Annotated in this window: 11 protein-coding genes; all 11 read right to left on the reverse strand. The window is 76.3% G+C overall.

What is annotated here, in order from left to right; all coding sequences use genetic code 11:
* Nucleotides 1-68 precede the first annotated feature (68 nt).
* The 11 genes from MUU72_RS05765 to MUU72_RS05815 all read right to left on the reverse strand — a co-directional run bounded on the left by MUU72_RS05765 (nt 69) and on the right by MUU72_RS05815 (nt 12606).
* The gene (locus tag MUU72_RS05765; protein WP_248012015.1) at nt 69-1529 is read right to left on the reverse strand and encodes an SDR family NAD(P)-dependent oxidoreductase; all 1461 of its coding nucleotides are present in this window, start codon (nt 1527-1529) and stop codon (nt 69-71) included.
* Nucleotides 1530-1614: 85 nt separating this feature from the next.
* The gene (locus tag MUU72_RS05770) at nt 1615-3183 is read right to left on the reverse strand and encodes an AMP-binding protein (protein ID WP_248012016.1); all 1569 of its coding nucleotides are present in this window, start codon (nt 3181-3183) and stop codon (nt 1615-1617) included.
* A gap of 40 nt (nt 3184-3223) precedes the next feature.
* Nucleotides 3224-3853: a 4'-phosphopantetheinyl transferase family protein gene (locus MUU72_RS35575; protein ID WP_248012017.1), complete on the reverse strand. Its 630-nt coding sequence runs from the start codon at nt 3851-3853 to the stop codon at nt 3224-3226.
* Entirely contained in the window at nt 3850-4983 is a 1134-nt protein-coding gene (locus MUU72_RS05780; protein WP_248012018.1) for an acyl-CoA dehydrogenase family protein, read from the reverse strand. The genes MUU72_RS35575 and MUU72_RS05780 overlap by 4 nt, the downstream gene beginning before the upstream one ends.
* The gene (locus tag MUU72_RS05785; protein WP_248012019.1) at nt 4976-6136 is read right to left on the reverse strand and encodes an acyl-CoA dehydrogenase family protein; all 1161 of its coding nucleotides are present in this window, start codon (nt 6134-6136) and stop codon (nt 4976-4978) included. Before MUU72_RS05785 ends, MUU72_RS05780 begins: the two co-directional genes overlap by 8 nt.
* Nucleotides 6133-6387, reverse strand: a complete 255-nt coding sequence (locus tag MUU72_RS05790) for an acyl carrier protein (protein ID WP_248012020.1) — start codon at nt 6385-6387, stop codon at nt 6133-6135. Before MUU72_RS05790 ends, MUU72_RS05785 begins: the two co-directional genes overlap by 4 nt.
* Nucleotides 6388-6420: 33 nt before the next feature.
* Entirely contained in the window at nt 6421-7554 is a 1134-nt protein-coding gene (locus tag MUU72_RS05795) for an acyl carrier protein (protein ID WP_248012021.1), read from the reverse strand.
* A gap of 18 nt (nt 7555-7572) precedes the next feature.
* Entirely contained in the window at nt 7573-8289 is a 717-nt protein-coding gene (locus tag MUU72_RS05800) for a maleylpyruvate isomerase family mycothiol-dependent enzyme (protein WP_248012022.1), read from the reverse strand.
* Nucleotides 8290-8336: 47 nt separating this feature from the next.
* Nucleotides 8337-9599 (reverse strand): pyridoxal phosphate-dependent aminotransferase, encoded by a 1263-nt coding sequence (locus MUU72_RS05805; protein ID WP_248012023.1) that lies wholly within the window; start codon nt 9597-9599, stop codon nt 8337-8339.
* Nucleotides 9596-10930 (reverse strand): KamA family radical SAM protein, encoded by a 1335-nt coding sequence (locus tag MUU72_RS05810; protein ID WP_248012024.1) that lies wholly within the window; start codon nt 10928-10930, stop codon nt 9596-9598. The genes MUU72_RS05805 and MUU72_RS05810 overlap by 4 nt, the downstream gene beginning before the upstream one ends.
* On the reverse strand, nt 10927-12606 hold the full coding sequence (locus tag MUU72_RS05815) for a carbamoyltransferase C-terminal domain-containing protein (protein WP_248012025.1): 1680 nt from the start codon (nt 12604-12606) through the stop codon (nt 10927-10929). The genes MUU72_RS05810 and MUU72_RS05815 overlap by 4 nt, the downstream gene beginning before the upstream one ends.
* Between the last annotated feature and the right edge of the window lie 6 nt (nt 12607-12612).

Below are 12612 nucleotides of genomic sequence, written 5' to 3' on the forward strand. Positions count from 1 at the left end.
CAGGGTACGGTGCGGTGATCGCCGGCGGGAACGGTACGGGCACCCGGGCCGGGCCCGGTGCCCGCGGCTCACCAGGGGGACGGGGCGTAGTCCTTGAGGAAGCAGCCGTGCAGGTCCTCGCCCCGTTCGCCGCGGACGATCGGGTCGTAGACCCGGGCGGCGCCGTCCACGAGGTCGAGCGGGGCGTGGAAGCCCTCCTCCGCCAGGCGCATCTTGGCCGGGTGCGGGCGCTCGTCGGTGATCCAGCCGGTGTCGACCGCGGTCATCAGGATGCCGTCGGTCTCCAGCATCTCCCGGGCGCTGGTGCGGGTGAGCATGTTGAGCGCGGCCTTGGCCATATTGGTGTGCGGGTGGCCGGGACCCTTGTAGCCGCGGCTGAACTGGCCCTCCATCGCGGAGACGTTGACGACGTACTTGCGCCGGGCCGGGGACGCGGCGAGCGCCGGGCGCAACTTGCTGACCAGGAGGAACGGGGCGGTCATATTGCAGAGCTGGACCTCCAGCAGCTCCACCGGATCGACCTCGTCCACCGTGTGGATCCAGCTGTTGGTGGCGTGCAGGTCGGGCACCAGGCCGCCGGCGTCGATCGCGGTGCCCGCCTCGATCCGGGCCGGCGAGGCGGAGCCGCTGGTCAGCGCGAGGGCGGTGAGGTCCTGCGCGGTCAGCCCGTGCGGGCCGGCGGACGGCGCCGCGGGGAGCGCGGGGGCGCCGCTGCCGAAGTGGCCCAGGACCACGGAGGCGGGCAGCTCCCCGGCGGGCAGCGGCGCGGACTCGGCCTCCACCAGCTTGCGGTACGCCTCGGGCGAGCGGCGGACGGTCTGCGCGGCGTTGTTGATCAGGATGTCCAGCGGGCCCTCGGCGCGCACCGTGTCGGCGAGGGCGAGGACCTGCGAGGGGTCGCGCAGGTCGATGCCGACGATCTTCAGGCGGTGCAGCCACTCCGCGCTGTCCGGCATCGCCGTGAAGCGCCGGATCGCGTCGTGCGGGAAGCGGGTGGTGATCGTGGTGTGGGCGCCGTCCCGCAGCAGCCGCAGCGCGATGTACATGCCGATCTTGGCGCGGCCGCCGGTGAGCAGCGCGCGCCGGCCGGTGAGGTCGGTGCGGGCGTCCCGGCGGGCCCGGTTCTCGGCCGCGCAGGAGGGGCACAGCTGGTGGTAGAAGGCGTCGACCTCGACGTAGCGGTCCTTGCAGACGTAGCAGCAACGGGGGCGCTCCAGGATGCCGGCCAGCTCGGTGGTGACCGAGCTGGCCAGGGCGCGGCCCAGGGTCTCGTCGTCGATCCGGTCGGCGGCGCCGGTGGCGGTGGCCTCGGTGACCGCCTTGTCGTGGGCGGTCTTGGCGGCCCGGCGCTCCTGCCGGCGGCGCCGCTTGACCTCGCGGAAGATGCCGGCGGTGGCCCGCCGTATGGCGATCGCGTCGGGGTGGTCCAGCGGCAGCGCGTCCAGTTCTTCGAGGACGCTCAGGCACACCGCCATCCGCTCCGCGTCGATTCCGGCGCCGCCGGCCCGGCTGTCTTCGGTCACCGTCATCGCCGCTGCCGCTTTCCTGGATCGTTCGGTCTCTCCAGGCCGGCCGCGTGGGCTGCTCACGGCCTGTTCGAGCTTCGGCGGAACTTTACGTAGCGGCGGGCGGCTGCGCCAAACCGGTGACGGCGAGGACCTCGCCGAGCGCGGCCCGGTCGAGCTTGCCGTTGCGGTTGAGCGGCAGTGCGGGCAGGGCGGTGAGGGCGGCCGGGACCATGTAGGCGGGGAGGCGGCCGCGCAGGGCGGTGCGCAGCTCGTCGGGGGCCGGGGGCGGGCCGTCGGCGGTGTAGGCGGCGGCGAGTTCGGTGCCGCCGGGGGTGGGGACGGGCAGGACAGCGGCGTCCAGGACGCCGGGCAGGGCGCGCAGCGCGGCCTCGACCTCGCCCAGTTCCACGCGGTAGCCGTGCACCTGGATCTGCTGGTCGTCGCGGCCGAGGTGGACCAGCGGCGGGCGCGCGCCGGGGGCGCCGGGCAGGGGCGCGACGCGGTCGCCGGTGCGGTACCAGTGGGCGTCGGTGAGCGGGGCGGCGGGGTCGTGCGGGGAGCCGTCGGGGGCGAGGAAGCGGCCGGCGTCGTCGGCCGGGTCGAGGTAGCCGGGGAAGCGCTGGGGGCCGCGGACGCAGAGTTCCTCTCCGTGCAGGCGGAGCTGGAGGCCGGGGTGGAGGGGGCCGATGGGGACGGTGCCGTTGGCGGGCGCGGGCCAGGCGGCGGGGTCGGCGGGGAGGCGGTAGGTGGTGCAGGTGACGGTCAGCTCGGTCGGGCCGTAGGCGTTCTCCAGGGCGCTGCCGGGGGCGGCCCGGTGCCAGGCGGCGGCCTGCTGGAGGGTGAGCGGTTCGCCGCAGAACATGCTGTGGCGCAGGGTGGGCATGCTGCCGGGTTTGAGCGCCCGCAGCCGCTGGGCCAGGGAGATCAGGGAGGGGACGGAGTTCCAGTGGGTCAGGGCGCGGCGGGTGGCGAAGCGGACCGGGGCGAGGAGTTCGCCGCGGGTGGGGACGACGAGGGTGGCGCCGCTCCCCCATGCGGTGAACATGTCGTGCACCGAGGGGTCGAAGGTCAGGTCGAAGGTCTGCGAGAAGCGGTCGCCGGGGCCGGCGGCGGTGCGCGGGACGACGTGGCCGAGGTAGGCGCAGATGTTGCGGTGGCGGATCGGGACGCCCTTGGGGACGCCGGTCGAGCCGGAGGTGAACAGGATGTAGGCCAGGTCGTCGGGGCCGGCCGGGGGGACGTCGGGGGCGGGGGCGGCGGGCAGCGCGGCGAGGTCGCCGTCGGTGAGCGCCAGGACGGGGACGCCGGGGGCAAGGGCGTCGGCGCCGGCGTCGGCGAGGACCGCGTCGAGGCCGGCGGCGCGGGCGACGGCGGCGTTGCGGCCGGGCGGGAAGCCGGGGCCGAGCGGGACGACGGCGGCGCCCAGGCGCTGGACGGCGAGGTAGCCGGCGTAGGCGACGGCGCTGCGGGCGGCCAGCAGCCCGATCCGGCGCGGGGGTGTGCCGGTGCCGAGCCGGCGCAGCAGGTGGGCGGCGAGCGCGTCGGCGCGGTCGGCGAGTTCGGCGTAGGTGAGGGCGGTGCCGGCGACCTCCAGGGCGGGGCGGTCGCCGTGCCGGGCGGCGGAGGCGGCGAACCGGTCGGCGAGGGTGCGGGGTGCGGCGGCGGGCGTGGTCATGCGGGCGGTCCGGCTTTCCGTGAGGCGGCGGGCGGCTGCGTCATCCGGTGTGGGCGGTGTAGGCGCAGCTCAGCGGGGTGGTGGAGTGGTCGCGCAGGGCGGTCCAGCGGTAGCCGGCCCAGTGGCCGGTGCGGGCCCCGGGCGCCACGTCGATGGTCCAGGGGCGGCCGGCCAGCCCGGCGCCGCTGGCCTTGACGCAGGCTTCCTGGGCGGTCCACACCCAGGCGACCTCGGCCGCGGCCCGCTCGGGGGGCAGCGCGGCGAGCTGCTCGACGTGGCCGGGCAGCAGCCGTCGGGCCAGGGCCGGGCCGACCCGGTCGGCGGGGTGCTGGAGGTCCACGCCGACGGCCCGGCCGACGGCGACCCCGGCGGCCACCCCGCCCTCGGTGTGCGAGACGCTGACGCCGACGCCGGGGTGGCCGCGCAGGCCGGGTCTGCCGCGCGGGCCGGGGGCGATCTCGGCGTCGGCGAGGTCCGGGCGGACCGCGGCGAGGAGCTCCCGCAGCAGTCCGCGGCCGGCGAGGAACTCCCGGGCCCGCCACTCGGGCAGCGCGGCGGCCCGGCGCAGGTCGTCGCGGTGCCGGCTGGCCGGGGCCGGCCCCGGCCGGCCGCCGCGGCCGGTCGTGGTGGCCACCCACACCCGGTCGGCGACCCGGATCGGCCGGGTCACGGGAGGGTGCCCGGCCGGGCCAGGGCGTCGAGGACCGAGTCGGCGGCGTCCGCGACGGTGCCCAGGACGACCTCCTCGGCGCCGCCGCCGATGGCGAAGAGCGCGGCCTGGGCGCGGAGTTCCTGGATGCCGCCGGTGCGGAAGCCCTCGGCTCCCCAGAGCTGCGCGCAGGTGTCCAGGACGTGGTGGACGGTGGCGCCGGCGGCGGCCTTGAGGGTGGCGGCGGCCGTCGCGTCGTACCGGTGCGCCACCGCCTGTGCGAAGCCGTCGGTCAGGGCGTTCAGTTCCTGCACCCGGACCAGGCAGGCGGCGAACCGCTGCCGGACGGGGGGCAGGTCCCACAGGGTGCCGTCCCCGTGCGGCCGGTCCGCCAGGTGGCGGTGGGTGGCGGCCAGGGCGCGGCGGCAGAGGGCGACGCCCCACTGGGCGCCGGCCAGGCGCTCGGTGGCGATGTGGCGGGCGAAGAGCGGCAGTCCGAAGCCGGTGCGGCCCAGCAGGTGGTCGGTGCCGAGCCGGACCGCGTCGAGGGTGAGGTGGCCGGTGCCGGCGGCGGCGTAGAGCGCGGTGTCGGCGGGGCGGACGGTGGCGCCTGGGGCGTCGGCGGGCACCAGGACCCAGGTGAAGTGGGTGAAGTGGCGGCCGGGGCGGTGCCGGGCGAGGACGAGGTGGTGGGTGGCGGTGGTGGCGTTGGCGATCCACTTCTTGGTGCCGGTGAGGGTCAGTCCGCCGCCGTCGGTGCGGACCTCGGTGCGCAGGGCGGTGAGGTCGGTGCCGGGGGTCTCGTCGGTGGCGGCCAGGGCGACGGTGCTCCGGCCGGCCAGGGCGCTGTCCAGGGCCTGCCGGGCGGCCGGGTGGCGGCCGGCGGCCAGGACCGGCAGGGCGGTGGCGAGCTGGACGCTGACCGACAGGGTGGCGGCCAGGCCGAAGCGGGCGTCGACGGCGGCGAGCAGGTCGGCCAGGCCCGCCGGGTCGGTGCCCGCGCCGGCGCTGCCGTCGCGGTAGGCGCGGCGCAGCAGCCCGGCGCCGCCGAGCGCCGCCCACACCTCGGCGCCGGCCGCGGTGGGCGGCAGGGCGTCGAGGGCGGCGTAGCCGGCGGGCGGCGCGGTGGCGGCCGGTGGTGTGTCAGGCAAAGGTGACCCCCTGGTCGCGGAGCGCCAGCCGGCCGTCGGCCAGGTGCAGCCGGTCGTTGCTGTAGTTCAGGGCCGCCGAGCGCAGGTCCCGCAGGGCGCGTTCCAGGCCGGTGGGCGAGTCCTGGAGGTAGCCGTGGCGCAGGCCGAGCGCGGTGACCAGGTCGTCCACCGCGGCGTGGCACTCCTCGGCGGCGGTGATCTTCAGGGCGTTGAGCTGGAGTTGGCGGGCGGGGACGGAGAGGTCGGCGCCGGACTCCAGGGTGCGCAGGGCCTGCTGGAGCAGGGCGTGCACGGTGTCCAGCCGCTGCCGGGACCGGGAGAGGCGGCAGAGCAGCAGGTCGGAGCCGAGGTCGAAGCGCTCGCGGCCGGCCGGGCTGCGCAGCAGCCGCAGGACGCGGGAGAGCGCGCCGGCCGCGGTGCCGAGCCAGACCGCGGACCAGCCGAGGTGGGCGAGCGGCCCGAAGACCTCGGAGGCGATGCGGTGGAAGCCGCCCTGCTCGCCGACGACCTGGTGGCCGGGGACGCGTCCGGACAGGCGCAGGGCGACGCTGTGGCTGGCCCGCATGCCCATCGGCTGCCAGTCCCCGGAGGGGGTGAGGGCCAGCTGGTCGCGGTGGGCGTAGACGAGGGACACCTCGCCGGCGGTGGCGTCCTCCCCGGGGCTGCGCATGGTGATCAGGAAGCCGTCGGCGTGCGTCCCGCCGGTGACGATGGGGGCGAACCGCTCGATCACCAAGTCACCGCCCTCGTCGGCGAGTTGGGCCTCCGCGGTGAGCAGGTGGCCGCCCTTGCCGGCCTCGGTGGTGACCGAGGCGAGGTACAGCTCGCCGGCCGCGATCCGGGGCAGCAGCTCCTTGCGCAGCCGCTCGCCGGCGTGCCGGACCAGCGCCTCGGCCTGCTGGCAGTGCATCGCGAAGATCATGCCGACGGACATGTCGGTACGGCCCAGGGTCTCCGCGGCGGTCACCAGCTCCCGCACGGTGCCGCCGAGTCCGCCGTCCGCGGTGGGGACGAGCAGGCCGAGCAGGCCGGTGCGGCGCAGCGCGTCCAGTGCCGCCACCGGGAACGCGGCGGCCCGGTCGGTGTGGTCGACGTGCTCCCGCGCGGTCGCGGCGGCCTCGGCCAGCCGCTCCGCCAGGTCCGGGACGGTCATGCGGTCACCTCGCCGGGGAGCTGGGCGGCGATCACCCGCCAGAGGCTGCCGGCGGTGGCGAAGGTGGTGTCGTTCAGCTCCTCGTCCGGGAGGGAGATGCCGAAGGTGTCCTCGATGGTGAAGAGCAGCTCGATGGCCTGCATGGAGTCGACGCCGAGCTTGCGCAGGTCGGTGTCGGGGGTGAGGGCGGGCTCGCCGGGCCCGGCGTGCTTGAGGAACGGGCGGAGCAGTGCGGTGAAGCGGGGGTCCATGGGGTGCCTCTTCTGGGTGGTGGGGCCTTGGGTTCAGCGGGCGATGCGGCAGAGGTCGTCGACCCGGCGGAGGTTCTCCGGGATGAGTTCGTCGGCGTCCAGTTCGCGGTCGAGGGCGCTCTCCAGGCGTTCGATGATCTCGACGAGCCGGAACGAGCTGAACGCCGGGAAGGAGTCGAACGGCGCCCCGCCGAGCAGCGCGCCGGCGGGCACGCCGAGGACGTCGGCGGCCACGTCGGCGACGGTGCGGCGCAGCGCGTCGTCGTCGGCGGCGGTCGGGGCGGCGGGTTCGGGGACGGCGCCGAAGACGGTGCGGTCGGCGGTGAGGACGGCGCGCAGGCGGTCGAGCACGCCGGGCGGTTCGGCGCGGCCGCGGGCGACCCGGCGGTGGGCGAGGTAGGTCTGCTCCACGACCTTGTCCCAGGCCCGCAGGTGGTCGGCCTCGGGGCCGGGTTCGGGTCCGTCGGCGCGGCCGGCGTAGAGCGCGCGGTAGGTGGCGTGCAGTTTGCGGGTGCGGGCCAGCAGCCAGGTCTCGACGGTGAGCCGGCGGATCGCGGTGGCGCGGTCGGGGCAGGCGTCGTACGCGGCCAGGTAGCTGTCGACGGCGGCCGGGTCCACGTCGGCGGCGGGCGGCAGGGCGGCCGGCGGCGGCAGGGTGTCCGGTGCCAGTTCGGTGACCTCGGCGGTGCCGATGCCGGGGAGGTCCTCCTCGGGCAGCACCCAGTGGCCGGGGGTGGCCGGGCCCCATTCGGTCTCGTTGCGGTAGGCGTCGGTGATCTGCCAGCCGCCGGGCCCGGCGGACAGCAGGAAGCTGTGCGGCATGTGCGCCCGGCCGTGGTACGGCAGCCAGGGCAGGCGGTAGGCGTCCGCGACGACGTAGCGGACGCCGCCGCCGGCCGCCTCGGCGCGCAGTTCCGCGGGGGTGAGCCGGGCGTGCCGGACGACCCGCAGTCCGGCCAGCGGCGGGAGGGTGGCCAGCTGCTCGGTCAGCGGCGGGTCGACGGTGGGCGGGCCGCCGTCGGGGCCCGGCCAGAAGCGCAGGCCGAGGGGGGCGCCGAAGCGCAGGTGGGCGCCGGGCCCGTGGTGGTGGTCGGCGAGCACCGCGAGGTTGGCCTGGATGCAGTCCAGCAGGCCGGTGCGGACGGAGGAGAGGTCCAGCTGCGTCATGTCCGTTCCTTCCCGCGGTCAGAGCCAGCGCGGCAGCACGGGCAGCGGTCCGGTGGTGGCGCGCAGCCCGCTGCCGTCGGAGCGGCCGGAGAGCCAGGCCAGGGCGTCGGCGCGGGTGCCGGTGACGACCGGGCCGCCGGTGCCGTAGCGCGCCAGTTCCGCGCCGGCGTCGTCCCGCAGGGTGAAGTCGGGGACGTCGGGGGCCTGGGCGTAGTAGCCGAGGACGTCGTCGAGGACGATGTCGCGGGCGGTGGCGGGGATGTCGGCGACGCGGTGGCCGAGATCGAGGTCCACGCGGTGGAGTTCGAGTTCGCGCAGGCGGATCACCAGGATCCGCCGGGGCGTGCACAGTTCGCCGGTGAACGGGCGGACGGTGGCCTGCCAGGCGGCTTCCGGCAGGGTCTCGACGGCCTCCTGGAAGCGGGCCGCGGTCTCCCGGACGCCGGCGACCAGCTCGGCGGCGGGGCGGTGGGCGCCGGACTCGATCTCCGCGTCGCGGGTGGCGCGGTCGGGGTACTGCGGGGTCTCCACACCGGTGCGCGCCCAGGTCAGCAGGCGTTCCAGGGCGGGCGCCTGGCGGGCCAGGTGGGACAGGACGTGGCCGCGGGTCCAGCCGGGCAGCCGCGAGGGGGCGGGGACGTCCGCGTCGGTGAGGGCGGCCAGGCCGGACAGCAGCCGGTCGGTGGCGGCGGCGATCTCCCGGAACGACTCCGGGGTGGGGGGTATTTCCTTCATGGTGCGCGGTTCCTTTCGGTGGTGCACGGGCCGGCCGGGCGGCCGGGTCAGGCGGCGAGCCGGGCGAACGCCGCGGCGATCCGGTCGAGTTGGCCGGCCAGGTGGGGCAGCCGGGTGGGGTCGTCGGCGGCCAGCGCCGCTGCCTGCTGCTCCTGGTCGCCGTAGAGCAGGCTGGTGGCGGCCTTGAAGCGGAGGGCGTGCGGGTCGTCGCCGAGCAGGTGCCCGGCCAGGACGACGAGTCCGGAGTCGTCGAGCAGGGCGGCGGCCAGCGACGCCGAGCCGGTGATGCCGCGGGCCGCCAGCCGTGCGCGCAGCGGCTCGAAGTCCGGGTAGACGTAGAAGCCGGCGGTGGGCGGGCGGCAGGTGGCGCCGGCGTCCACCGCGATCCGGTGGACGGACCGGGCCACCGCGCCGTGCAGCCGCGCCGCGGCCCGGATCCGGGCAGTGACCTCGGGCGGTTCGGCGTACGCGTACGCGGCGACGTGCTGCATCGGCCCGGCCAGGGTGGACCACAGTTCGCTGGCGGCGGCCAGCACGCCGTCCCGCAGCCGGTCCCCGGTGTCGCCCTCGGGGAACCGCGCCACACCGATCCGCCAGCCGCCCAGGCCCAGGGTCTTGGACAGGCCGCTGGTGACGACGGTCCGTTCGGGGGCCGCCTCGGCGGGGCTGAGGAAGGGGGTGCGGTCGGGGTCGTGGACGATGTCGCGGTAGATCTCGTCGGCGACGATCAGCAGGTCCTCCTCCCGTGCCAGCGCGGCCAGTTCGCGGACCAGGGCGGGCGGGGCGAGGGTGCCGGTGGGGTTGTCGGGGAGGGTGAGGACCAGCAGCCGGGGGTCGGCGCCGGCGGCCCGGGCGGTGCGCAGGGCGGTGCGCAGCGCGGCGGGGTCGGGGACGCCGCCGCACTCGGCGGGGACCGGTACGCCGATGACGCGCTTGCCGGCGTAGCGGGCCTGCGGGGCGTAGGTGTTCCAGGCGGGGCTGGGCAGTACGACGTCGCCGGGGACGGCGAGCTGGAGGGCCATCAGCAGGGGCTTGCTGCCGGGGGCGACCACGACCCGGTCGGCGGTGGTGGGGAGCCGGCGGCGGGTGAAGTAGCCGGCCACCGCCTCGCGGACGGCGGGGCCGCCGGCGACCGGCCCGTAGGCGGTGTGGGCCGCGCCGGCCGCCAGCCGCTCGCCGAGCTGCGGCAGCAGCGGCAGCCGGGCCTCGCCGAAGGCCAGGTGGACCAGGGACTCGCCGCGCGCCCGGCGCTCGTCGACGAGCTGGTTGAGCGCCAGGTTCGGGGAGGGTGCGGGGGTGGCAGGGGTCATCGCGCGGTTCCTTCGGGGGCGGTGCCGGCGCGGACCGCCGCCGCGAGGTCGGCGGGGGTGGCGGGGTCCAGTTCCAGGTCGTCGAGCCAGGCGGCGGTGGCGGAGTAGCGGGCCCGGAACGGCCGGCCGACCAGCAGCGGGTCGCGGGCCTGGAGCATCCGCAGCCGGAAGTACGACCCGTCGGGGGTGTCCTCGACGCCGTCCACCACGACCTTGCCGGGGGTCGCGGACATCACCGGGCCGCGGACGGTGCGGGCGAGTCCGGGCAGGGTGCGGTAGGCGTCGGCGAAGATCTCCGCGGCCCGGGCGAGCGGCACCTTGAAGTAGTCGTAGGGGCCGGTGTCCCGTTCGACGAAGAGGTAGTACGGGACGGCGCCGGCGGCGAGTTCGGCCCGCCACAGCGCGTTCCAGGTCCGGGCGTCGTCGTTGACGTGGGCGATCAGCGGGGCCTGGCAGTAGACCACGGCGCCGGTGGCGCGGATCCGGGCCAGCGCCCGCCGGGCGAGGTCGGTCTCCACCTCCCGCGGGTGGCTGAAGTGGGCCATCACCGCGAGCTGCCGCCCGGAGGCCACCACCCGTTCGAAGAGCCGCAGCGCGTCGTCGGCGTCGGGGTCGGTGACGTAGCGCTGGGGCCAGTAGGCGACGGACTTGGTGCCGATCCGGATCGTGCGGACCGTCTCGACGTCCAGCAGCGGCTCCAGGTGGCCGCGCAGCCGGTCGGTGGACATCACCATCGGGTCGCCGCCGGTGACCAGGACGTCGTGGATCTCGGGGTGCGCGCCCAGGTAGCCCAGGAGGCCGCCGGGGTCGGGGGCGGCGAACCGCAGGTCGGCGTCGCCGATGAACTGCGCCCAGCGGAAGCAGTAGGTGCAGTAGGCGTGGCAGGTCTGGCCCTGGCCGGGGAAGTACAGCACGGTCTCCCGGTACTTGTGCTGGAGCCCGGGGACCCGCGCGCCGTCCTGGGTGGGCACGTTGAGCTCCTGCTGCCCGGAGGGGTGCGGGTTGAGGCGGGCGCGGATCTCCTGGACGGCCTCGCGCAGCAGCAGCCGGTCGGCGGGGTCGGCGGAGAGCTTGGCGAGCCGTTCCTCGTCGTCGGCGGAGAGCATGCCGCGCTGCGGGAAGGTGAGCTGGAACATCGGGTCGCCGGGCACGTCGGCCCAGTCGATCAGCTCGTCCAGCACATAGGAGTTGACGCGGAACGGCAGGACCAGGGAGATCCGGCGGACGGTCTCGCGGATGTCGTCGGGCAGGCCGTGGCGGGCGGCGATCTCGTCGATGTGGCGGGGGCCGTACGCGCGGAAGCGGGTCGGTGCCGGCTGGCCGGCCGTCATCGGCGGGCACCTCCGGTCCGGCCGGGCTTGCGGTAGAGGTCGTCGCCCAGGACCAGGAAGTCCAGGTCCATGGCGCGGAACGCGGCCACCGCGTCGGCGGCGGTGTTCACGATCGGTTCGCCCTTGTCGTTGAAGGAGGTGTTGAGCAGCACCGGTGGGGCGCCGCGCCGGGCGAGGGTGTCGAGGACCGCGCCGACCGCGGGGGCCTCGTCGCCGTGCAGGACCTGCGGGCGGGTGGTGCCGTCGATGTGGACGACGCCGGGGGCGACCTGCCGGCCCAGGTCGGTGGCGCGGGCGGCGCCGAGCATGTAGCGGCTCAGGTGCTCCTGCTGCTCCCACAGCCGGGCGCCGTAGTCGGGGCGGGTGACGCCGGCGAAGGGGCGCCACTGCTCGCGGTTCTTGATGTGGTTGACGCGGGTGTTGACCTCGGCGGTGTCCGGGACGGCGATGATCGAGCGGCGGCACAGGGCGCGCGGGCCGACCTCGGCGCGGCCCTGGGCGACCGCGCCGACCTGCCCGTCCATCAGGAGGGTGGTCAGGGTGTCAGTGTCCAGGTCGGTGCGGAGCAGGCCGGCGGTGTCCGGTGCGGCCGGGCGGCCGGTGTGGTCGGGGCCGTGCACGTCGGTGCCCAGGTACGGGCTGAGCGGGGCGGTGTGGTGGCGGGGCGGGCGGACGGTCCAGGCGGCGCCGAGCGCGACCCCGGCGTCGTGCGGGACCGGCGGGACGTAGAGCGGGCCGGGCAGGGTGCCGTTGGTGCTGCAGTTGAGGGCGACACCGCCGCTGAGGCACAGCTCCTCGACACCGGCGGCCTTGCGGGTGAGGGCGGCGAGGTGGGTGACGGTCTCCTCGATGACGCGCTGGGCGGTGTAGGCGACGAGGACGGCCTTGGGGTCGTCGGCGAGGGCCTCCTCGGGGGCGCCGGGGCCGTCGGCGCCGGCGAGCGCCGCGTACCGCGCGCGCCAGCGGCCGACGACGGTGTCGTACTGCTCCTTGATCTCGTCGGCGGTGGCGGTGCCGCGGTGTTCGGCGAGCGGGGCGACGGCCATCCGGAAGTCGTCGGCGGTGAGCTCGACCAGGGGTTCGGTGGCCAGGCCGGCGGCGCGGCCGTAGGCGGCCAGGCCCATGGTCTTGCCGGCGTTGAGGAACGAGAAGCCGAGCCAGGTGGAGGCGGCGTCGTAGGCGTAGCCGAGGGACGCGGTGCGCTGCCAGCTGCGCTCCAGGCGCGGTTCGGCGCCGTCCTCGTAGGTCCAGATGGTGGAGGACTCGTTCTCGCCGTGGCCGTCGATGACCAGGACGCCGGCCTTGCGGAACGGTGAGGCGTAGAAGGAGGAGGCGGCGTGCGCCTGGTGGTGCGGGACGCGGACGACCTCGGGGGTGCGGGTGCCGAAGTCGAGGCCGACGGCGTAGGCGAGGAACTCGGCGTCGGAGGCGAAGCGGCGCGGGTAGAGCTGCTCGCTGTCCCAGCCGAGGGCGACCACGTCGATGTCGTCCGGGGTCAGGCCGGCCTGGGCGAGGACGAAGCGGGCGGCGCTGTTGGGCTTGCGGTAGAGGGAGTGGCGGTGGCGGTTGAGGCGCTCCTCCTCGGAGAAGGCGACGATCCGGCCGTCCTGGTCGATGAGGCAGGCGGCGCTGTCGTGCCAGCCGGTGGGCGGGGCGTTGACACCAAGGATCCACATGGGGTG

The sequence above is a fragment of the Streptomyces rhizoryzae genome (assembly GCF_023155275.1).
GTDB classification, from domain to species: domain Bacteria; phylum Actinomycetota; class Actinomycetes; order Streptomycetales; family Streptomycetaceae; genus Streptomyces; species Streptomyces rhizoryzae.